Here is a 21,759-nt window from a genome sequence, read left to right on the forward strand (position 1 = left end):
GGCAAGGCGAAGCGGGCAAGACCCCGCATGTTTCGCCTTGCCGTGCCGCGCATCCCGGACGGGACGCCACGCCTGGAGTAACGCGATGCTTTCTGATCTCTTCGACCACAATGTCCGCTGGGCGGCGGCAAGACGTACGGAAGACCCCAACTATTTCGACAGGCTGTCGGCCCTGCAGCGGCCGGAATATTTGTGGATCGGCTGCTCCGACAGCCGGGTTCCCGCGAATGTCATCACCGGGCTCGAGCCGGGCGAGGTCTTCGTTCATCGCAATGTCGCAAACCTCGTCCACCGGGCCGATCTCAATCTGCTCTCGGTGCTCGAATTTGCCGTGGAGTCCCTTGAGGTAAAGCACATCATCGTTTGCGGGCACTATGGCTGTGGAGGCATCCGCGCGGCCATGGACGGGCATCGCCACGGCATCATCGATCACTGGCTGCAGCCGATCCGAGACGTGGCGGAAGCGAACTGCGCGGAGCTATCGAGGATTGACGAGACGGAAGAGAAGCTGAATCGGCTCTGCGAACTGACGGTCGCCTCGCAGGTGGCCAGTCTGTCGCAGACACCGATCCTGCAATCAGCCTGGAAGCGGGGGCGTCCGCTCACGATCCACGGCTGGATCTATGGTCTGAAGGATGGTCTGCTCCGCGACCTTAAATGCGATTGCGACAGAAGCGTCGCTGCGTTTCGATGCGACGAGGCGAACGCGCCGCGCTTTGCGCGAGATGGAAAGGTGCCCCATGCCTGTCAATCCTAGAGCCGCCTGCAACTGTGACGTTCAGCCGTCCGGCTCAGACCTGATGTCGGTGGAGAGGGCTATCGAAGTCGCGGTCGGCATGGCAAGGCCGATCATCGGGGCGCAAGAGGTCGCCCTCCGGTTCGCCCGAGGCCGGATACTCGCGGCAGATCTGCACGCGCCACAGGCCATGCCGGCTTTCGACAATTCCGCCATGGACGGCTTCGCAGTGCGACTTCAGGATATTACGGGAACGGGGCCTTGGCGATTGCCGGTCGCAGGCACAATCGCGGCCGGCTCTGCCCTGGGGCTGGCCGGAGCTGTTGTCGGCGCGGCCTTGCGTATCTTCACCGGCGCGCCGGTTCCTGCTCTCTGTGATGCCGTGGTGATGCAGGAAAACTGCGACGATCAGGGCGAGCATGTATGGATTTTTAACCGCCCGGCGGTGGGCGAGAACATACGTCGCGCGGGCGAGGACATCGGCGCCGGCGCCCTTCTTGCAGGCCACGGCACGATTATCGAGGCGCGCCATATAGGGCTTCTCGCGGGCAACGGCCATGCTTCGGTCCAGGTAAGACGTCGACTGCGGATCGCAGTGCTGTCCACCGGCGATGAACTCGTCGATGGAGGCAAGGGCAGCGCAAGCATCCATGACGCCAATCGGCCCATGCTGCTTGCATTGTGCGAAGGGCTCGGTGCGGAGGTCACGGATCTCGGCATCTGTGCCGACGATCTCGGCGCCATGACCGGACTGCTGCGCGCGAACGCGACGCAATATGACATGATCCTCACCTCGGGCGCAGCTTCGGTTGGAGGCCGGGACTTCGTTCGACCGGCCCTTCAGGCGGCCGGCGGATCGGTGGAAGCCTGCCGGGTGGCCCTGAAGCCGGGAAAGCCGGTCTTTTTCGGTCGACTCGGCGATGCCTTGCTGACCGGGCTGCCCGGCAATCCGCTGTCGGCCTATATGGGATTCCAGCTCTTTGTCGCCCGGCAGATCGCCGCGATGCTGGGCTTTTCGGGAGCGGAAATGTCAGTCGAGAAAGCGGTGGCCGGTTTCGGCTGGAAGCGGAAGGCAGGTCGCGCGGAATATCTGCCGGTGCGCATCGTCGCGCATGATGCTTCCGGCCGCCCGATCGTCGAGCGCCTCGGGCACGGCAGCTCCGCCTCGCTGATGCCGCTTTCCCAGGCCGACGGCGTCGCCGTTCTCGATGCGTCGTCAACCGAAGGCGCCTGCGGTACGCCCGTTTCCTGGTTCCCCTTTTGCAGGCGCAAATTCGCATGGAGGAGCATATGACCGATTTAGCGATACCGCTCCAGGCCGCCATTCGGGTCGAAAAGGACCGGCCGGTCGACGATATCTTCGGGGCGGTGGCCGAGCTGTTGCGGGCCGAAGGGCTGGTTGTCGCCGGCTTCCTTCAGTGGGAACGCACTGACGACGGCGCGTGCTGCGGCCGGATCGAGCTGGAGGATCTGGCCAGCGGTGAGCGGCACCAGATATCGCAGGCGCTCGGCCCGGGTGCGCGCGGTTGCCGGCTCGATCCGCAGGCCCTGGCAGACGTGGCCGAGCGCCTCCTGTCCGGTCTGGAGAACGATCCAGATCTCTTGATCCTCAACCGCTTCGGCAAAGGCGAGGCCGAGGGGGAAGGTTTTCGTGCCGTGATGGAGGAGGCCTGCGCACGGGACATTCCGGTGCTGATCGCGGTGCGGGAAAGCTATGTCGAGGCCTGGGAGCGGTTCGCGGGAGATCTCGGGCTCCTCCTTCCACCCGACCTGGACGTGGTCGTCGACTGGGTCCGTCGGGCGGTTGCAGCGGCCGGGAGACTTCGCGATGCGGCATGAACGGCATATCGCGACCGGCACGGGAGCAACACACTTCCCCCTGGTCGATCAGTTCGGCCGGCAGGTCACCTACCTTCGGCTTTCCGTGACGGATCGCTGCGATCTTCGCTGCACTTACTGCATGGCCGAACACATGACATTCCTGCCGCGCCAGGATGTCCTGTCCCTGGAGGAGCTATACCGGCTGGCTCGAGTCTTCATCCGCGGGGGCGTGCGCAAGATCCGGCTGACCGGCGGAGAGCCGCTGGTGCGCAAGAATATCCTTCAGCTGTTCAGTCTGCTCGCGCCGCACCTCGAAGGCGGCGAGCTCGATGAGGTGACGCTGACCACCAACGGCACGCTGCTCTCGCGTTATGCCGAAGCCCTGTTTGCAACAGGTGTGCGCCGCGTCAACGTCTCGCTCGACAGTCTCGATGCCGGCAGATATGCACGGATAACCCGGTGGGGCCGGCTGGATTCGGTTCTGAAGGGTATCGACGCAGCGCTTTCCGCCGGTCTCAAGGTCAAACTCAACGCGGTTGCCATGCGGGGTGACTTCGAAAGCGAAGTGGACGATCTCATCGGCTTCGCGCATGGGCGAGGCATGGACCTCACGTTGATCGAGGAGATGCCGCTTGGGCAGACGGGGCATGATCGCAGCCAGAGCTTCCTGCCCCTTGATCATCTGCGCCGGTCGATTGGCGGGCGGTGGACGCTTGTTCCGATCGATGATCGGACCGGAGGTCCGGCCCGCTATGTTCGCGTTGCCGAAACCGGCGGGCGGCTCGGCTTCATCACGCCGCTATCTTGCGATTTCTGCGCAAACTGCAATCGGGTGCGGGTGAGCTGTGCCGGCGATCTCTTCACCTGCATGGGGAGCGAGGGCACGGTCGGGCTTCGCCAGGCGTTGCGCGGCGAGGATCCGGAGGCAAACGTTGGTGGCCTGATCCGGGATGCGCTTGGTCGCAAGCCGAAGGGACATTCGTTCGAAATTTCGCGTCAGGCCGTCAGCGGTATCGCGCGCCATATGTCTGTTCTAGGAGGCTAGAAATGCAGATTGCCATCGTTACCGTATCGGATCGCGCCAGTCGCGGAGGATATGAGGATCTGTCGGGTCCCTTGACCGAGACATGGCTGGCGCGCGCGATAAAGTCGCCCCACAGGCTGACGAAGCGGATCATCCCCGATGGGTTTGTCTCCGTTCGCGATGAACGGATCGATCTCTGCGACCAGCATCGCTTCGACTTGATTTGACAACGGGAGGCACGGGCCCGGCAGCGCGTGACGAAACCCCGGAAGCCATGCGGGCCGTGCTGGTGAAGGAGCTACCGGGTTTCGGCGAACTACTGCGTCGCCTCAGTCTGGATCAGACGCCGACTGCCATCCTGTCGCGGCGACGGCCGGAACAAGAGGGCATTCGCCTATCATCAATCTGCCGGGCAATCCGGCGTCGATCCGTGTGTGCCTCGATACAATATTCTCAGCTGTGCCTTACTGCCTCGATCTGATCGGCGCGGGGAAGATCGAGACCGATCCGAATATCATCAAGGCTCGCCGTCCGGCGCGATAGGGCATTTGTGGCCTTATGCGGTGTGGTTGGATGCCGGCCCCCAATTGTCGATGGTGGCCGGGAATCAGCGCCGCAGTAACAGGCCATCTCAACTTTGCGGGGCGCAGGGGTTCCATAAGCTATCTTATGCGATCTTTGCTAAGCGTGTGAAAATAATAAATAATATTGAGTCATCTTTCATATCTTAGGGTTGAGTGCTAGATTTTCCGCCAAGCGAGTTAAGCGAGAATACTCATGCTCCGGTTTCTTCACCGATGACTCGGACACCGCCGGGCGATACGGCGCAGGTGGCAGGCTGATGCGAAGCTGCTGGCTGGTCGAGATCCGGTCAGAACTTACTATGAGGCGCAACGACGGGCGTTCCGCAGTCGCTCCGAAGGCGACTTCCATGGGTATTGGCACTGGGCCAAGGTCGCCAGTGAAATCGCCCGTATAGAACCGCGTGCCGAGATGGACTTCGACATCCTCATGGTTTTGTCCGATCAGGAAGAACCGGGTCGCCGCTGATCGATGCACTGGCGAAACAGATGCTCGGCAACAAATGCTGAGCTGTCTTCCGTGAACGATCTGTACCGAATATTCAATCGCCGCCGAAGCAAACCAATTCCGCTCTTTATGGATGGTGTCCTGGACCAGGCCCGGATCTGCGTCGATCAACCCACTATCGGGGTCGGCTAGCAAGCTGCCGCCGCTTGTCTTCGCCTGCGCGGTGATCGCGACCTGTCCTGGTCCTTTGAGGAGCCATCGAGCGGGATCGGCCCGCTCCGGACGGAGGTTTCTCACATGGCACAGGATCTTGCACTCGCCCAAAGCCACGCATTTTCGCTTTCCCGCATCCTCATGGTTCCCGTCACCCTGTTCAAATCCGGCAACGAATTCGGCGTCCTTCCGTCCGACGAACTCGATGACGAAGACGATCTTGAGATCGTGCATGAATATTTCCCGCGCGGGTCTCATTGAGACCCGCATGTCCCTGCCGCTGGCGACCTGTCGGCCGCAAGGGAAGCTTCGCCGCAGCAGTATGCTGCAACTTTTGTCAGTTGCATGCTGCGCCCTTGCACCCTCCGCTCTTCGCGGCGGGGGAAGGTGGCCCGCAAATTGCGGGAAGGAAGAAGGGACGGCCGCTTAGCGGCCGAAGAAAATATGAAACGAGAAGAGTTAGAGGCGCTTCGCGCAAAGGTAAGTTGCGAGGCAGTGCTGGAGCAGGCCGGTTACGAAATCGATTTGAAGGAAAGCGCGCGACGCGCCGTCAAATACCGGCGTGGCGGCAACATCGTCATTGTCACGCATGACGGATGCGGCTGGTTCGATCCGCTCAGCGACGAGAAGGGCGATATCTTCAGCCTTGTCATGTTCCTGGATAGGATCCCATTCCCGCACGCAGCGGAAGCGGTCGCGTCACTTGTCGGGTTTAAATTGTCCCGGCCGGAATGGAGGTCCTCGTGGCCTTCAGTGCCGGTGAAAGACATTGGCGACCTTTGGCGCAGCCGGCGCTCGCCTTCGCCCGGATCCGGTGCCTGGCGCTATCTGCGTTGGGCGCGCTGGATCCCGACCGCCATCGCCCGGCAGGCCATTCGAGAGGATGTGCTGCGGGAAGGACCCTTCGGCAGTATGTGGGCAGCCCATGTCGATAGCGAGGGTAGGGTCGTCGGCTGGGAGGAGCGTGGCCCCGACTGGCGTGGCTTTGCCACCGGGGGCTCGAAGGTTCTTTTCCGCTTGGGACCGAGCGATGCCTCTCGTCTCTGCGTCACCGAGGCCGCGATCGACGCGATGAGCCTTGCGGCACTCGAAGGTCCGCGCGAGCAAACTCTCTATCTCAGCACTGGCGGTGGGTGGTCTCCGGCGACAAATGCGGCGCTTGCCGAACTTGCTGTGCGGCCGGGACTGACACTGGTCGCGGCCACGGATGCCAATCCCCAGGGCGACGTCTATGCAGAACGATTGCGTGCGCTTGCCGAGGCGTACGGCTGTGACTGGCAGAGGCTACGTCCGCCGGCGGAGGATTGGAACGGGGTTCTCCAAAACAGGGAACGGGAAAAACGGGAAAGGAAGACCGAGAGGAACAATGAGGCCTGCCGCATGCGCGCCGGCCGCATCAAGGGAGGCTCCGCCCGGCATGCGCCGGCCCTTGACCCGGCCGGACACGAGGCCGGCAGCGCGAAAGGGGTCATGAAGGACTGAAGAGAATGGCGAGGTCGAAACGACTTGTGCTGCCTCCGGTCCAAACCCCCGAAAGGATCAAGCTGATGACCTCGATAGCCCTTCCCCGCAAAATTTTCCAGGGCGTGGCCAAGCGCGCCGACATGTTCCGGATGTTCGACAGGCACGCCAAGCGCCCCGACCGCTTTGAAGGTGACCAGTCTGCCGTCTATGCCGGCGAATGGTTCGAGATCGACGAAACCTCCTACTCCACCATGCTCGACATTCTGCCGCCGCTCTGGATGCGCGGGCAGATCTTTGCGATGCGTGAGTTCATGACCGGTTCAGTGACTTCGGTGTTTTACGCGATCCGGATCGATGAAGCCGTCCGTTATTTTCACACCTACTGCGACCTCTCGGACCCGAACTCTGTGGAGGCGATGCGGACCGCGATCGTTGACCGCGAAACGCGTCCGGTCCGGGCCATGAGCCGCGAAGAACGGCTTGAGCATATCTGGAGCACGACAACCGACGACTATCGCGGCTATGCCGGTACCCGTTGGCCGACGCCGATGCAGGGCCATCGCACGGTGATGCTCTACGGTGGCCAGGAAGGCACTTTCCTGAAACTGCTCGACACCCTGTCCGACGACGAAATCGCTGCCAAGCTGCCGGTGCATCTGCGCCACCTCCCCTCAGCCCTGGCCGCCTGAGGCAGATCATCATTCGCAAATTCCGCGCCGAAAGCGGCCTTCTCCGTGGCCGAGCGATGGCGCACGCCCTCATTTTCAAGGAGCTTTCCCATGAGCAACGATCCCTTCACGCTCGACATGTTCGGCTCGAGCGTGCTGTCCTCCGGCCTCGGGCTTGGCGTGACAGCGTTCGGCGGGTTCTCGCCTGATGCCGCCAATGACGACGATCCGGATCCCGTGCCGCCGGCGCCAGCACCCGCCCTCCCCGTCGCTGAAACGCCTGACCGTCGCGTGAGGCATCGGGCAAACTTCTACCTTGACGGCGACCGCGGGCTGGCCGCCTCCTGGAAGGACCGCGCCAGCGCCAATGTCGCGGCTATCCTTGTCGCCGATGGTATCGCCAGGCAAGACCGGCCGGCGACGGCCAAGGAACAGGCGCAACTGATCTGCTTCACCGGCTTCGGCGCCGGCGAACTGGCCAACGGTATGTTCCGTCGGCCGGGCGAGGTCGATTTCCGCCAGGGCTGGGACGATATTGGTTCTTCGCTTGAGACCTCGGTTTGCGAGAGCGAATATGCGTCGCTTGCCCGCTGCACCCAATATGCACATTTCACGCCGGAGTTCATCATCAGGGCAATCTGGGCCGGGATCCAGAAGCTCGGCTGGCAAGGCGGCCGGGTGCTGGAACCTGGCATCGGCACGGGGCTGTTCCCGGCCCTGATGCCGGAGCCCTATCGCGACGCCGCCTATGTGACCGGGATCGAGCTCGATCCGGTTACCGCCCGCATCGTTGGCCTGCTTCAGCCGAAGGCGCGGATCGTCAATGGCGACTTCGCTCGGACCGATCTGGCTCCGATCTACGATCTCGCTATCGGCAATCCGCCCTTTTCCGATCGCACCGTCCGCTCGGACCGCGCCTACCGGTCGCTTGGCCTTCGCCTGCACGATTACTTTATCGCCCGATCGATCGATCTGCTGAAGCCCGGCGCGCTCGCCGCCTTCGTCACCTCGCATGGCACCATGGACAAGGCCGATACGACGGCACGGGAGCATATCGCCAAATCCGCCGACCTGATCGCGGCAATCCGGCTCCCCGAAGGCAGCTTTCGCCGTGACGCCGGCACGGATGTCGTTGTCGACATCCTGTTCTTCCGCAAGCGCAAGGCTGGCGAGGCGGAGGGCGACCAGCTGTGGCTGGATGTCGATGAGATCAGGCCTGAGAGTGACGGCGAAGGTGCGATCCGCATCAATCGCTGGTTTGGCCAGCATCCGGACTTCGTTCTCGGCACCCACGCGCTGACCTCGGGACCGTTCGGCGAGACCTATACATGCCGGCCCAGCGATGACGAGGATCTCGACGCCGCACTCGTCGCTGCAATCGATCTATTGCCGGCCGATCTCTACGACGGCGAGCCGACGCCCATCGATATCGATCTGGAAGACGAGCTCGGCGAGATCGTCGACCTGCAGCCGAAGGGTGACTCCGTCCGCGAGGGCAGCTTCTTCCTCGATCGGTCAAAGGGTCTAATGCAGATGCTGGACGGATCGGCCGTGCCGATCACCGTGCGCAAGGGCCGCTCGGGCCATGGGACGCCAGAAAAGCATGTCCGGATCATCACCAAGCTCGTCCCGATCCGCGATACCGTGCGTGAGGTCTTGAAAGCCCAGGAGACCGACCGGCCCTGGCGCGACCTTCAAGTCCGCTTGCGCATCGCTTGGTCGAGCTTCGTGCGGGACTTTGGTCCGATCAATCACACAGTTGTCTCTGTTCAAGAGGATATCGAGACCGGCGAGGCCAAGGAAACCCATCGCCAGCCGAACCTCGCACCGTTCCGCGACGATCCCGATTGCTGGCTGGTCGCCTCGATCGAGGACTACGATCTCGAGACCGACACGGCGAAGGCCGGCCCGATTTTTTCGGAACGGGTGATTGCTCCGCCGGCCTTACCGACGATTACCTCACCTGCGGATGCGCTTGCCGTCGTGCTGAATGAGCGCGGCCATGTCGACATTGACCATATCGCGGAGCTGCTGCATAGCGATGCTGCGGCGGCGGTCGACGAGCTGGGCGAGGCCATTTTCCGTGATCCTGCTGACGGATCGTGGAAGACAGCCGACGGATATCTCTCGGGGGCTGTCCGTACGAAGCTCGCAGCCGCGCAGGCCGCCGCAGAGCTCGACCCATCATATGAGCGTAATGTCCGCGCCTTGGCTGATGTGCAGCCGGCCGATCTGCGGCCCTCGGATATCACCGCCCGGCTCGGCGCGCCGTGGATCCCGGCCGCCGATGTGGTTGCCTTCGTCAGGCAAAAGATGGAGGCGGAAATCCGCATCCATCATATGCCGGAGCTCGGATCCTGGACGGTGGATGCACGCCAGCTCGGCTACAGCGCCGCTGGCACGTCCGAATGGGGCACCAGCCGCCGCCACGCCGGCGACCTGCTCGCCGATGCGCTCAACAGCCGGGTTCCTCAGATCTTCGACGTCTTCAAGGATGCCGATGGTGAGCGGCGTGTGCTCAACGTCGTCGATACCGAAGCCGCGCGCGACAAGCTGCAGAGGATCAAGCAGGCGTTTCAGGACTGGGTATGGACCGATCCGGATCGCACCGACCGGCTGGCCCGCGACTACAACGACCGTTTCAATAATATCGCGCCGCGAAAATTCGACGGTTCGCATCTAAAACTCCCCGGCGCCTCTGGCGCCTTTGTTCTTTATGGGCATCAGAAACGCGGGATCTGGCGGATCATCGCCGATGGCTCGACCTATCTCGCTCACGCCGTAGGCGCCGGCAAGACGATGACCATGGCGGCAGCCATCATGGAGCAGCGCCGGCTTGGCCTGATCGCCAAGGCGATGCTGGTCGTACCCGGCCATTGCCTGGCACAGGCGGCTCGCGAGTTTTTAGGCCTCTATCCGAATGCCCGCATTCTTGTCGCTGACGAGACCAACTTCACCAAGGACAAGCGCGCCCGGTTTCTGTCGCGTGCGGCGACTGCAACGTGGGATGCGATCATCATCACGCATTCGGCTTTCCGATTTATCGCCGTGCCCTCCGCCTTCGAGAGCCAAATGATCCAGGACGAGTTGCAGCTCTATGAGGATCTGCTGACCAAGGCCGACAGCGAGGACCGCGTTTCGCGCAAGCGGCTCGAGCGGTTGAAGGAAGGACTGCAGGAGCGGCTCGAAGGTCTCGCCACCCGCAAGGATGATCTTCTCACCATCTCGGAGATTGGTGTCGACCAGATCGTCGTCGACGAGGCGCAGGAATTCCGCAAGCTGTCTTTCGCCACCAATATGTCGACGCTGAAGGGCATCGATCCGAACGGCTCACAGCGGGCCTGGGATCTCTATGTGAAGTCCCGCTACATCGAGACGCGGAACCCAGGCCGCGCGCTGGTTCTCGCTTCCGGTACGCCGATCACGAACACATTGGGCGAGATGTTCTCCATCCAGCGCCTGCTCGGTCATGCGGCACTTTCTGAGCGCGGACTGCACGAGTTCGACGCCTGGGCAGCATGCTTCGGCGACACGACCACCGAACTTGAAATCCAGCCATCGGGAAAATACAAGCCGGTCAGCCGCTTTGCCTCCTTCGTCAACGTGCCGGAGCTGATCGCCATGTTCCGCTCGTTTGCCGATGTGGTGATGCCGGATGACCTGCGGCAATACGTGAAGGTGCCCAACATCTCGACCGGCCGGCGGCAGATCATGACTGCCAAGCCGACGGCATTGTTCAAGACCTATCAGCAGACCCTCGGCAGCAGGATCAAGGCGATCGAGCAGCGCGAGGGTCCCGCCAAACCCGGCGACGACATACTGCTGTCCGTCATCACTGATGGGCGCCATGCGGCGATCGACCTGCGCTTCGTCATGCCGGCGGCTGACAACGAGGAGAATAACAAGCTCAATCTGCTCGTCCGCAATGCCTACGGGATCTGGAAGGATACCGGCGAGGCGATCTATCGACGCCCTGATGGGAAGACATTCGACCTGCCGGGTGCGGCGCAGATGATCTTTTCCGATCTCGGCACGATCAATGTCGAAAAGTCCCGCGGCTTCTCGGCCTATCGTTTTATCCGCGACGAGCTGATCCGGCTCGGTGTGCCGGCATCGCAAATCGCCTTCATGCAGGACTACAAGAAGACCGAAGCCAAGCAGCGACTGTTCGGCGATGTCAGGGCCGGCAAGGTTCGTTTCCTGATCGGCTCGTCGGAAACTATGAGCACGGGCGTCAACGCCCAGCTTCGGCTGAAGGCGCTCCATCACCTCGATGTGCCATGGCTGCCGTCGCAGATCGAGCAACGCGAGGGTCGCATCGTCCGCCAGGGCAACCAGCACGACGAGGTCGATATCTTCGCCTATGCGACGGAAGGCTCGTTGGATGCCAGCATGTGGCAGAACAATGAGCGCAAAGCCCGGTTCATTGCCGCGGCCCTGTCGGGAGATACCTCGATCCGGCGGCTCGACGACGTTGGCGAGGGGGCTGCCAACCAGTTCGCGATGGCCAAGGCGATCGCTTCCGGCGATGAACGGTTGATGCAGAAGGCAGGCTTGGAGGCCGATATCGCACGGCTCGAACGGCTGCGGGCCGCCCACGAGGACGATCAATACGCCGTCCGCCGGCAGATGCGAGATGCAGAGCGCGAGATAGAGGTCTCGACCCGGCGGATTGACGAAATCGGCCAGGACATCGCGCGGCTACAGTCGGCCACCGGCGATGCCTTCACCATGACGGTGCTCGGTAAAGAACATGCCGAGCGCAAGGAGGCCGGTCGGGCGCTGATGAAGGAAATCCTCACGCTTCTTCAGCTGCAGCAGGAGGGCGAGGTGCATCTGGCGACGATCGGCGGCTTCGATCTCGTCTATGAAGGTGAGCGGTTCGGCAAGGGCGACGGCTATCGCTACGAGACGCTGCTCCAACGCACTGGCGCAGAGTATGAGATCGATCTGGCGATCACGGTGACGCCGCTCGGCGCCATCTCACGGCTGGAGCATGGACTTGAAGGCTTCGAGGAGGAGCGGCGTCAATATCGCCGGCGTCTCGAAGAGGCCGAGCGGCGGCTGGCCTCCTACCGTTCGCGAGAGGGTGGCGCTTTTGCGTTCGCAAATGACCTGAAAGGAAAACGGCTGGAGTTGCGGGCAATTGAAACTCAACTGGCAGCAGATCTGGACAGCGAGACCATCGCCGCCGCATAGCTGCATTGCACAATAATTGTTTTCCGATTGGCCAAAAATCAGGCATAAAGCCTGCAGCTGATGCATATGGCGGTCTCCTCCCAGTTCCGCCGCAGTAGCTGTTCCCCTCTGGAGGTCAAAGATCTCCACACTTTATGGGCCGACGGTTTACTCCGTCGGCCCTTTTTTCTTACACATCATCATCCAAAGATATCTCATCCTGGCCAGGCTGACGACCACAGTGCTGTTCTTCCTTGAGAGAAAGACTGTCGAGATAGCGCTCGCGTATCGTACGCATGTCGATGTCGCCACTGATCCAAGGATCCAGCAGAGCCATAAAGATTGGGTCCTCGTCGATTGGCGTACCACGGGACTTCGCGCGACCGATGGCGCGTTGTGCGATGGCCCTCCGGGTTGTAGGATCTGTACTCATCTTTCCTCGACTGGCACTCTTGGACGGCGGAGACATTTATCAGCGGGTGTTCACGGTCGCGACTTGAATTTTCCCGCCATCAACAATATCTGGGCATCACTTCCCGTTCGAATAATGTCCTGCCGCCGCAATCGCTGTGGTTTTCGATGTCGTCCGGGATCTTAAAGGGCGCTCCCCTCGCGGGTCGAGCGCCCTTTTGCGTTTCTGTTTCCGGTCGAGGTTTTGCATGTCGTTCGCGCCTCGGTGTACGCGGACCGCTCTTCTAATGGAGAAACGGAAAAGAAGGAGGAGGGAAAGAACCGGTCGCCGATCGGTCCTCCTGCCGGCGCGTGCGCTCAACCGCCACCTGCGCGATCCCGGCCACTCGTTCTTCGCAGGGCTGTTAGCCCCGCTTGTCCTACGCAGCAGGGATGCTCGGTCGCAGTTGCGTCCGTCCGTCCGTTCGGCGGTCCGGGAGGTGTCTTCGAGAAAAATGAAGACAGGAAGGGCTGGCAAGGCGCCGGTCCGGAACTCTCTAGACAAGGACAAATCCCATGCAGATCATGAAGGTTGACCCGCGCGCTCTGAAGGAAAATCCCGACCGGATGCGCCAGTCGAAGTCGTCACCGCAGGCTGACGCGCTGATGCTCGCCACGATCAAGGCGGTCGGTATCGTCCAGCCGCCGGTGGTCGCGCCGGAAATCGATGGTGGCAACGGCTACATCATCGACGCCGGCCATCGCCGCGTCCGCCTCGCTATCGCCGCCGGCCTGGAAGAAATCGAAATCCTCGTGGCCGACGCCGCCAACGACAACGGCGCGATGCGCTCGATGATCGAAAACTCGGTTCGCGAGGCACTCAACCCGGTCGATCAGTGGCGCGGCATCGAACGTCTCGTTGCTCTCGGCTGGACCGAGGAAGCGATCGCCGTCGCTCTCGCCCTTCCTGTCCGCCAGATCCGCAAGCTGCGCCTCCTCGCCAATGTCCTGCCGGCCATGCTCGAGCAGATGGCTTTGGGCGACATGCCGTCCGAGCAGCAACTGCGGATCATCGCGGCCGCCGGCCAGGTCGACCAGAAAGAGGTCTGGAAAGCTAACCGCCCGAAGAAGGGTGACACCGCCGCCTGGTGGCAGATCGCGAATGCGCTCACGAAGAAGCGCATGTATGCCAAGGACGCGAGCTTCGGCGACGATCTGGCTCAAGCCTATGGGATCGAATGGGTGGAGGATCTCTTCGCACCGGCCGACGAGGACGGCCGCTACACCACCAATGTCGAAGGCTTTCTCGGCGCCCAGCATGAATGGATGACGGGCAACCTTCCGAAGCGCGGCGCGATCGTCGAGGTCAACAGCTGGGGCCAGCTGGAACTGCCGAAGAAAGCAACCCAGGTGTACGGCAAGCCGTCCAAGTCCGACCATACGGCGCTCTACCTCGATCGCGATGGCAAGGTCCAGACCGTTCATTACCGCATGCCGGAGGCTACGGAGTCGAAAGGCGCTGGCGGCAATGGATCCGCAGTCGGTAGTGATGATGGCGACACGATCACTATCTCCAAGGCCCGGCCCGATGTGGCCCAGAAGGGTCATGACATGATTGGCGACTTCAGGACCGATGCTCTGCACGATGCACTCGGTCGCGCGCCGATCGAGGATGACATGCTGATGGCGCTGATGGTCCTGGCCTTTGCCGGGCAGAACGTTCGTGTCGACTCCGGCGCTGATGGGACCTTCTACGGCGAAAAGCGCTTCTTGCGCCATGTGGTCGGATTGTTTGACGAGCATGGCAAGCTCGCCTTCGATCAGGACACGCTCCGGGTCGCCGCCCGCTCTGTGCTGATCGACGTCCTCTCGTGCCGGCGGGGCATGTCCAATAGTGGCATGGTCTCGCGCATTGCCGGCGAGGCGATCGGCGCCGACGAATTCCTTCCGAACATGGGTTCGGAGGACTTCCTGTCGTGCCTGTCGCGCCAGGCGCTGGAGGCGTCTTGCGCGGAGGCATCGGTCCAGCCGCGGCAGAAGGTCCGCGAAACCCGCACAGCCCTCGTCGAGCATTTTGCAACTAAGCACTTTGTCCATCCCTCGGGCCGCTTCGCGCCCCCGGCGGACCAGCTACTCGAATGGATCCGGGCGGGTGCTGCCACGGACGTTATCGGCGCCGGGTCGCGCGACGACGGCGGTCATGCTGATGATCCCGCTGAGGACCAGGATGGGGAGTTCGACAACGGTACGAATCAGGGCGGCATGCTGGATGCAGACCGCCCCGATGACGCTGAGCTTGACGAGGGGTTCGATGAGAGGGCTGCCGTATGACCGCCGCCCTCCGGTCGAACACAGCAGCATCCACCCCCTATCGTTCGGGGGTGGAGTTTGCCACCAGCGCGGACGGTATGCTCGTCGCCCGCATTGGCGACCTGGTCCTCGCCATGGTCACCTCACCCAGCGGCTTCGCATTTCTTGCGAGCGCCGTCGCCGTTCGTCGGCCGCTGGCAGAGCTGACGCGCGCTGACTTCACCGGGCATGATGGTCGAGTGGCCGATGAAGCTGAGTTCCGAGCTCGTGTCGCCGAGACTGCTGGTCATAAATGCGATCTCGCCAGCCTCAACCGCGTGCAGACCCGCATTTCGGCGAACACCCCCTGGGGCGGATCGCAGATGGCGGTCGTGTATGCAGAGGGCGTCGTTGCCCACCTGACATCAGGGCATGGTGGTTTCCACCTCTCGGCAGATCGCAATGCCAGGGTCCATCCTCTGCTGCGGAAGGACACGCCCTGGTACGAAGAGGACAGCGAGTGGGCGATCGTCGCGATCAGCTTTCCGGACCTGTTCACCACCTACGAGCGGTCGATGGCAGAAAAAATCTTCCGCAATACCTGGCCCGACGTCTGGGAGAAGATCCGAGGTTGCTCGCTGGCCGAGGGTGAAAGCTGGGCCAAGGATCGCCGGGCGTTCGATCAACGTCATGCGGCCGACTTCGTCGTCACGTCCGCAATCCGATCGGAACAACACGCTGGCATGACCGAGGTCGTGGCGATCGTTGGCGGGGGCTGTATCCATGGTGGAGAGGAACGCCGCTTTCTAGTGGCAAGCGACGAGTATGCCGGGCGTGGCCGGTTCGGCTTCGTCATCGATCTCGCTCGCCACGCTGAATATGATGGGCGTTCCGCCTTCATCGGCTGGGGAAGCCGGGAGCATGGGTCATGATCGACGTCCTCGCCTCGCAACCACTGGCGAAAGCAATCGGCGTTCGGCGCGAGACTCAGCGGCATCTCGACTGTCTGACCCGGCAGATAGCGGCGCGCGTGGGAAGACAGGCGACAACGGTGAGGGCGCGGCGCCGGTCCGGCCACCGTCTCCACTATCAGGAGCTTGTCGACCGCCTTGCCTTTGAACGGTGGAGCGAACTCGATGCAATCGCCCGCAGGCTGGCGATGCAATTGCAGGTCATCGGCGACTTCCAGCGTCGCGACCATGAGCGTGTGCAGCATCCGGCGAAATAGGCAGACCCGAGGTGAAAGGAGCTGGCGATATTCTTGCCCGGCTTCAATGTCGTTGGCGTAGCCGGCTTGGCCATGTGCTCATCTCTCTCTTGGCTCGGGATTGACATCGGACCCATGCCGGACTGCCCTTCGTGTTCGCTGCGGTCTGAACCGGCGGCCGGTCGGTTCAAGGCCGCTGTCGCGCCGCGGGGCGGCCGATCCAGCCTCTCTGCGCGAGGGCAGGCTCGCGGTCTGCTCAGGTCAAGACCTGCTGGCCCGCAACCCTGCCCTGCTGGCTCAGCCGGATCGGACCTGTGAAGCCGCCCGTCCCTTGCCGGTTCTTGGTCGTCCGCATCGAAGGGCAGACCGGCACGGGCCGGAACCGCTTCGGAAGCCAAGGAAGGAACAGACATGGCCAAGCCCTCTACTCCCAACCGCTCCAACGCTAGGTCGTCGCAATCTCGCCGCGGCACCACCCTCGAAATGGTCCGCCTCTCCTGCCCCGACGCCGTCCAGACGCTCAAGATCGCCGAAAGCTTCGGCACGGCAATCGTCGACAGCGATGGCATCCGCAGCCTGCATGAGCGGCTGATCGTCGAGACCGCCGACAGCCTTTCGGAAGGCTTGGGCGAGAAGGCGATGCAGATCCACCTGCAACGGATCGTCGGGGCTTTCGTCGGATCGGCGCACGGCGCCGGACAGTTCTACTCCCGCGCCGTGACCGAAGCGCGCGACGCAACGGCCAAGGCGTCGAACGACGCCCGTGACGAGGATCTCGATGGTCCGGTCGGCTATGACAGCGCCGCCCAGCGCAAGCGCGAGTTTGCGGCCGACATGGGCGTCCAGTCCCACGCGCTGCGCATGGCGGCCGAGGGGGCCGTCGCCGCCTACGAACATGTCGTCGGCGAGACCTGGAAGCCCTTTGATCGCCCGATCGAGAATCCAGGTGCATCCCTCGATCGAAAGGCGGCCGAAGCGCAGATGGCGGCGTTCGGATAACCGCGCTGGCGGGGTCACGCCCCGCCAATTCTCTCCTTTTTGCGGCTGGCGCCAACGGGCGCCGGCCTTCTTCCTGTCGATGTCAACAGCTGCGGATGCGCCGGGCGCGGCCCGTCCCGGTCGGTGGTCCTACAGGAGCCTGAAGCCCAAGCAACGGCTTTGCCGTCCTCCACGCTGTTGCGGCCGTTCCGGTGCTTGGGCCTCGATCGGCCCCTGACTTCGGACCTCCGCGACGGACCGCGACAGGCGCGGTCCTGGAAACGGAGAAAGAGGCCATGAGCAGGAATAAGGGTGCCAATCGCGAAGACATTTACATGCGGATAACAGAGCGGATTGTGGAGGATCTCGAACAGGGCGTGCGCCCCTGGATGAAACCGTGGTGCGCCGCCAACACGCAGGGCCGGATTTCTCGCCCTTTGCGGCACAACGGCTTGCCCTATTCGGGCATGAATGTGCTGCTCCTGTGGTCGGAAGGCATGGCACGAGGCTTTGCCTCGCCGATGTGGATGACCTTCAAGCAGGCGCTCGAACTGGGAGGGGCTGTCCGGAAGGGTGAAACGGGCTCGACGGTTGTCTTCGCCAGTCGGTTTACCAAGGCGCAGGCCGACGAAAACGGCAATGAGGTCGATCGGGAGATCCCTTTCTTGAAGGCGTATACCGTCTTCAACATCGAGCAGATCGCGGGATTGCCCGACAGCTATTACGCCCCGCCGGTTCAGGTCCTCGATCCGGTCGAGCGGATCGAAAAGGCCGATCGCTTCTTCCGCAATACTGGCGCGGTCATCCGGCACGGTGGCCACCAAGCATACTACTCACCTGCCATGGACTATATCCAGATGCCGCCGTTTGAGGCGTTTCGCGATGCTGCCGGATATGTGGCGGTCCTCAGCCATGAGGCCACGCACTGGACCGCGGCGCCCTCCCGCGTCGGGCGCGACCTGTCTCGCTATGCCAAGGACCGGACGGAGCGCGCACGGGAAGAGCTCGTCGCGGAACTTGGAAGCTGCTTTTTATGCGCTGATCTCGGCATCGCGCCCGAGTTGGAACCGCGGGAGGACCATGCATCCTACCTGCAATCGTGGTTGACAGTGCTTGCCGGCGACAAACGGGCCATCTTCCAGGCGGCAGCCCACGCGCAGCGTGCCGTCAGCTTCCTGCACGCATTGCAGCCGGAAGGGGAGCAAGTCGTCGAGGCGGCGTGAGCACCCCCGATCAGGCGCGGTCGTCACCACCGATGGCGGCCGACCGGTCCGCATCCTCTTGGTCCTTCAGGCCTTGCGCGATGTCGGCGTCGAGCCTCCCCCAGATCGATGGTTTCTCGGCATCGGGCTTGGTTTTGCGGGACAGTTTGCGCTCAATGATGAACGGCTTGTTCTGCTGACGCATTGATCCTCCAGACAGCGATTCGCAGCGCAACGATATCGCACCGGGCATGTTGGGCAAGCGGCGAGCCATGAGCCGGAAGGCACTGTCCCCGGCCGATCTACGTGCAGACGAGGGTCTTGTCGGCATGGCGGCGCCAGATGCCGTTCGTGCCCAGGCGAGAGTGTCTGAACCGCCCTTGCCTTATTCCTTCCCGTCCAAGTCTCCGGCACCCCATCTGCGGGCTCGATGAGGCATGTCTGACCGGAGACCGGCTTTGCCTCGATCGTCCTCCCGCAACGGCAGTCTTTTAGATTTCTTACCCCGGAGCCCTGCGGTCTCCTCCTCTCCCACTAACAAATCTGCGACTTGCCGTCCTCCATTTCATTGCGGCCCAATCGTCACCCCAATGCGCGAGCGCGATGGGGACTCCGGCTGGGTGCGGTCCGATCGTCCCCGGTCTTTGCGACAGCCATCGAGGCCGCGATGGGCGCGGCCCGATATACCAGAAAAGGAATAGGACAATGGCAACCATCGGCACCTTCACCTCCACCGAAAACGGCTTCAACGGCTCGATCCGCACCCTCGCCCTCAACGTCAAGGCCCGCATCGCCCGCGTCGAGAGCGCCTCCGACAAGGGCCCGCACTTCCGCATCTATGCCGGCAATGTCGAACTCGGCGCCGCCTGGCAGAAGACATCCGAGCAGGGCCGCGACTATCTCTCGGTCAAGCTCGACGACCCGAGCTTCCCGGCTCCGATCTACGCAACGCTTGCCGAGGTGGAAGGCGAAGACGGCTACCAGCTGATCTGGTCCCGCCCCAACCGGGACTAAAGGTTCCGTGAGGCTCCGCCACCGGCGGGGCCTCTTCTCCGCCCGAGAAAGCCAAGCCAGTCCCGGCGTCGAGCCAGGACTGGCTTTTCTGGTGCCATGCGGAGAGCGGGGAAGCTGCTCAGAATGAGCGATAGTACCAAGCGGAATGCCGTCCTCAAGGATGGGCGGTTCCCCCAATTTCCTCCCGCAGCCTTTGGCTGCCCCGGAAATCGGCTCCCCCACTCCCCGGCTATGCCGGTCGCTATGGCGATCCCTGACCCCGCCATCCCCCAGCTCGGAACCGCGGGTCATCTTTCACAAACGTCAAGGAGACGAAGATGATCTATGCAATCGAAATCCAGATCGAGGAACTGCGGGCCGAACTGCGCAATGCCATTGATGGCGCCGAGTGCCGCCAGATCGAAAGTGAGCTCGAACTGGCGGAGGCGGAGCGGGCCGTGGCAATGGCGGAACAGGAGGGTCGCATTGACGCCGAGTCACCCTTCTAAGGGCGGTAGATCATTCGCGGCGGAGAGGCCGCCAACGAGCAGTGGCGTCAGGCCGCGATGCGATGCACCGGCTTCTTATCTATAGTGGTTATCGCCAACGGGATTGTGCAGCACGGTCTCTTGGCCGCAGGATTCCACGCATCCTGTCCGTACATAGGGTACGTCATATTCAGCGTTTACAGCAATGCTGTATTTGCTGTAAATTGTTGGCGGTGATGCTATATGTCAGGTCCACTATGGTTTTAGCAAGGACAAAAGCAAATGACGAACAGCACGGGTTCCTACACGACAAGTGACCTCTCCCGGAAGTCCGGCGACATCATCGCCGAGGCCTTGCGCCATCCGGTTACCATTACTCAACGCAATAAGCCGCGGCTGGTTCTGCTGAATATCGAGGACTACGAGCGCCTGATGCGCCAGTCCGATATGCGCGCTGTCGGCACGCTTGAGACCATGTCCGACGCACTGCTTGCCGATTTTGAAGGCGCTGTAGACGCTTATGCCGACAGTGATGAGACGAGCCGATGAGCGGATATGATGAAATCCAGACAGCAGCGGTCATCCGTTATCCCTATCTATGGAGTCGCGAAGCGGACAAGGGGGAAACGGAGGGGCGCAAGAACCGACCGGTGGCAGTCGGCGTCCGGATCGCGCGAGCGGACGGGGATCTCGTATTGTTCTTTCCCATCACGACGAAGCAGCCGGAGCCAAACCGGTTCGCGGTGGAAATACCAGCTATTGAAAAACGCCGCGCCGGCCTCGATGTCGACTTGCGTCTCTGGGTCATCCTCGACGAGTTCAATAGCGACATTATCGGCCGGTCATTCTACCTTGAACCTGAACCGCCGATCGGCCGCTTCAGCAAGGCGTTCTTCCTGCCGCTCCTGAAGGAGTTCATCGCCCGCCGGAGGTCTTCCGCCGAGGTCAGCCGTTCCTGATAGCGCCGTCTCGCAACGCGGCCACCAGCATCGACCCGGGCCGGCTTGGGGTATTACGGCGTTTCAGACTATGTCGGACCTGGGGGAGCGGCTTTCAGGACGGGTGAATCCAGTGCCAAGCGGCTCGGAGAGCTCGCGCAGGCAGAAAATCGAAATTCGCAGATATCCATCACAGGAACTATTTTTCACTGAAAGTGATCGTTTTTCATGAGATGGCGGTTTGTTGTTGGTTCTCAGGACCCGCGCCGATTATACAGCACTATGGCTCGGCCGACCTTCTTCAGGCTTTATAGATTGGGCGGTTCGCCTTGAACGCTCACCTGTCGCGCGCGAGGGATTGGGGCGGTAGCCGCGGGCTTTCTTCTGTCGCGTAAGATCCAGAAAGAGCTTTACCGCGTCACCTTCGGTCTCGAAGTGATGTTCCATGCGCTGCCCGGATGTTCCGATCCTTCCCCAGCGTCGGGTCAGGCACGCCTCCCCGAACAGGGTTTCCGAAATCTCCATGGCGTAGAAGCGGGCCATGTTCTTCGTCGGATCCTTGCGCTCAGTGTAGAGATGATAGGTCTGGCAGATCATGCGGACAAGAATCGTTCATCGCGCCCATCACGTCCAACGACACTTATGAATCGGTTGCACGCCGTCGATTCATGTTCGTGATGGAATGGGCCGGACGCAATGCGGAGTACGGCATGACGAGGGCATTGCCGGCGCTCGGTCGCGTTCCAGCCGGGCCTTGTCTGCGGACGTCTCCGGGCCAGGCGGAGTGGTATAATGGCTTGAGGAAGATCGCCAGCACCAGCCGCGCCGTGCGCCGTCCCATCGCCTCGCCAGCCCTTCCCGCAATCAGCACCTCGCCGAGCGAGTGTCCTTCTCGCAAGACGGTTCGAAGCTTTCGTCCATATCCGTCTTCATCGCGCAGGCCCGTCGAAAGCGAGAAGCTCCCGGCGTTCGGAAGGGCCAGAAGCCGGGCATTCGCCGCCTCCCCCTTGACCCGTTCCGCCTCGCACCGGAGCGGGCTCAGCTCCGGCGTGTCAGTGCCGGCAATCCGGATCTTCTGCCCCCGGGACCAGAAGGTATCACCGTCCACCACACAATCGCTATCATTCGACCCATTATGATG

20 protein-coding genes and 2 pseudogenes are annotated in these 21,759 nt (G+C 62.3%); 17 read left to right on the forward strand and 5 right to left on the reverse strand.

All coding sequences use genetic code 11. From position 1 onward, the window contains the following. Positions 1-85: 85 nt before the first annotated feature. From can to mog, 5 genes and pseudogenes are all read left to right on the forward strand, one after another. Positions 86-757, forward strand: coding sequence for a carbonate dehydratase (gene can, locus L867_RS25360; RefSeq protein ID WP_051439002.1), 672 nt, complete (start codon positions 86-88; stop codon positions 755-757). Between the two features lie 43 nt (positions 758-800). Beyond that, entirely contained in the window at positions 801-2,030 is a 1,230-nt protein-coding gene (locus L867_RS26935) for a molybdopterin molybdotransferase MoeA (protein WP_210163642.1), read from the forward strand. Continuing rightward, positions 2,027-2,575 (forward strand): DUF2478 domain-containing protein, encoded by a 549-nt coding sequence (locus L867_RS0114835; RefSeq protein ID WP_028737623.1) that lies wholly within the window; start codon positions 2,027-2,029, stop codon positions 2,573-2,575. The genes L867_RS26935 and L867_RS0114835 overlap by 4 nt, the downstream gene beginning before the upstream one ends. Then, positions 2,565-3,602 carry a GTP 3',8-cyclase MoaA gene (gene moaA, locus L867_RS0114840; protein ID WP_051439005.1) on the forward strand — a complete coding sequence of 346 codons (1,038 nt, stop codon included), beginning with the start codon at positions 2,565-2,567 and terminating at the stop codon, positions 3,600-3,602. The genes L867_RS0114835 and moaA overlap by 11 nt, the downstream gene beginning before the upstream one ends. 2 nt (positions 3,603-3,604) lie before the next feature. Continuing rightward, positions 3,605-4,124, forward strand: a pseudogene (mog, locus tag L867_RS25370) (molybdopterin adenylyltransferase). Positions 4,125-4,301: 177 nt separating this feature from the next. Here the strand turns inward: mog and L867_RS27980 are convergent. Beyond that, positions 4,302-5,057 carry a hypothetical protein gene (locus L867_RS27980; RefSeq protein WP_232363950.1) on the reverse strand — a complete coding sequence of 252 codons (756 nt, stop codon included), beginning with the start codon at positions 5,055-5,057 and terminating at the stop codon, positions 4,302-4,304. 210 nt (positions 5,058-5,267) lie between these two features. Here L867_RS27980 and L867_RS0114855 point away from each other — a divergent pair, with 210 nt between their 5' ends. The 3 genes from L867_RS0114855 to L867_RS0114865 all read left to right on the forward strand — a co-directional run bounded on the left by L867_RS0114855 (position 5,268) and on the right by L867_RS0114865 (position 12,154). Next, a complete protein-coding gene (locus tag L867_RS0114855; RefSeq protein WP_028737626.1) occupies positions 5,268-6,305 on the forward strand; it encodes a DUF3991 and toprim domain-containing protein in 1,038 nt (345 codons plus the stop codon). A 65-nt stretch (positions 6,306-6,370) separates the two neighbouring features. Further along, entirely contained in the window at positions 6,371-6,976 is a 606-nt protein-coding gene (locus L867_RS0114860; RefSeq protein WP_028737627.1) for a DUF1419 domain-containing protein, read from the forward strand. 90 nt (positions 6,977-7,066) lie between these two features. Beyond that, positions 7,067-12,154 (forward strand): DEAD/DEAH box helicase family protein, encoded by a 5,088-nt coding sequence (locus L867_RS0114865; RefSeq protein WP_028737628.1) that lies wholly within the window; start codon positions 7,067-7,069, stop codon positions 12,152-12,154. A 169-nt stretch (positions 12,155-12,323) separates the two neighbouring features. Here L867_RS0114865 and L867_RS27735 read toward each other — a convergent pair whose 3' ends face one another. Then, the gene (locus L867_RS27735) at positions 12,324-12,470 is read right to left on the reverse strand and encodes a hypothetical protein (protein ID WP_169734082.1); all 147 of its coding nucleotides are present in this window, start codon (positions 12,468-12,470) and stop codon (positions 12,324-12,326) included. A gap of 629 nt (positions 12,471-13,099) precedes the next feature. On the opposite strand from L867_RS27735, the gene L867_RS0114875 reads away from it, so the two are divergent. The 5 genes from L867_RS0114875 to L867_RS0114895 all read left to right on the forward strand — a co-directional run bounded on the left by L867_RS0114875 (position 13,100) and on the right by L867_RS0114895 (position 18,220). After that, positions 13,100-14,854, forward strand: coding sequence for a ParB N-terminal domain-containing protein (locus tag L867_RS0114875; RefSeq protein ID WP_028737629.1), 1,755 nt, complete (start codon positions 13,100-13,102; stop codon positions 14,852-14,854). Further along, positions 14,851-15,744 carry a DUF7007 domain-containing protein gene (locus tag L867_RS0114880; protein ID WP_028737630.1) on the forward strand — a complete coding sequence of 298 codons (894 nt, stop codon included), beginning with the start codon at positions 14,851-14,853 and terminating at the stop codon, positions 15,742-15,744. The genes L867_RS0114875 and L867_RS0114880 overlap by 4 nt, the downstream gene beginning before the upstream one ends. Continuing rightward, positions 15,741-16,040, forward strand: a complete 300-nt coding sequence (locus tag L867_RS0114885) for a hypothetical protein (protein WP_028737631.1) — start codon at positions 15,741-15,743, stop codon at positions 16,038-16,040. The genes L867_RS0114880 and L867_RS0114885 overlap by 4 nt, the downstream gene beginning before the upstream one ends. 390 nt (positions 16,041-16,430) lie before the next feature. Further along, positions 16,431-17,018: a hypothetical protein gene (locus L867_RS0114890; RefSeq protein ID WP_028737632.1), complete on the forward strand. Its 588-nt coding sequence runs from the start codon at positions 16,431-16,433 to the stop codon at positions 17,016-17,018. A 275-nt stretch (positions 17,019-17,293) separates the two neighbouring features. Then, complete coding sequence (locus tag L867_RS0114895; RefSeq protein WP_028737633.1) at positions 17,294-18,220, forward strand: ArdC family protein; 927 nt, start codon at positions 17,294-17,296, stop codon at positions 18,218-18,220. 10 nt (positions 18,221-18,230) lie between these two features. Here L867_RS0114895 and L867_RS27740 read toward each other — a convergent pair whose 3' ends face one another. Beyond that, positions 18,231-18,404 (reverse strand): hypothetical protein, encoded by a 174-nt coding sequence (locus L867_RS27740; protein ID WP_169734083.1) that lies wholly within the window; start codon positions 18,402-18,404, stop codon positions 18,231-18,233. A gap of 500 nt (positions 18,405-18,904) precedes the next feature. Between L867_RS27740 and L867_RS0114905 the strand changes: the two genes are divergently transcribed. From L867_RS0114905 to L867_RS0114920, 4 genes are all read left to right on the forward strand, one after another. Beyond that, positions 18,905-19,213 (forward strand): DUF736 domain-containing protein, encoded by a 309-nt coding sequence (locus L867_RS0114905; protein ID WP_028737634.1) that lies wholly within the window; start codon positions 18,905-18,907, stop codon positions 19,211-19,213. Positions 19,214-19,530: 317 nt separating this feature from the next. Then, on the forward strand, positions 19,531-19,701 hold the full coding sequence (locus L867_RS27745) for a hypothetical protein (protein WP_169734084.1): 171 nt from the start codon (positions 19,531-19,533) through the stop codon (positions 19,699-19,701). Positions 19,702-19,962: 261 nt separating this feature from the next. After that, the gene (locus L867_RS0114915) at positions 19,963-20,229 is read left to right on the forward strand and encodes a type II toxin-antitoxin system prevent-host-death family antitoxin (protein ID WP_028737635.1); all 267 of its coding nucleotides are present in this window, start codon (positions 19,963-19,965) and stop codon (positions 20,227-20,229) included. Further along, on the forward strand, positions 20,226-20,639 hold the full coding sequence (locus L867_RS0114920) for a hypothetical protein (protein WP_028737636.1): 414 nt from the start codon (positions 20,226-20,228) through the stop codon (positions 20,637-20,639). Before L867_RS0114915 ends, L867_RS0114920 begins: the two co-directional genes overlap by 4 nt. Before the next feature lie 249 nt (positions 20,640-20,888). On the opposite strand, the gene L867_RS25380 is transcribed toward L867_RS0114920, so the two are convergent. Beyond that, positions 20,889-21,215 carry a WGR domain-containing protein gene (locus tag L867_RS25380; protein WP_051439006.1) on the reverse strand — a complete coding sequence of 109 codons (327 nt, stop codon included), beginning with the start codon at positions 21,213-21,215 and terminating at the stop codon, positions 20,889-20,891. A 216-nt stretch (positions 21,216-21,431) separates the two neighbouring features. Continuing rightward, positions 21,432-21,735: pseudogene (locus tag L867_RS25385) on the reverse strand (thermonuclease family protein); the annotation flags it as partial. Positions 21,736-21,759: the final 24 nt, after the last annotated feature.

Source organism: Paenirhizobium selenitireducens ATCC BAA-1503 (genome assembly GCF_000518785.1).
Taxonomy (GTDB): Bacteria; Pseudomonadota; Alphaproteobacteria; order Rhizobiales; family Rhizobiaceae; genus Allorhizobium; species Allorhizobium selenitireducens.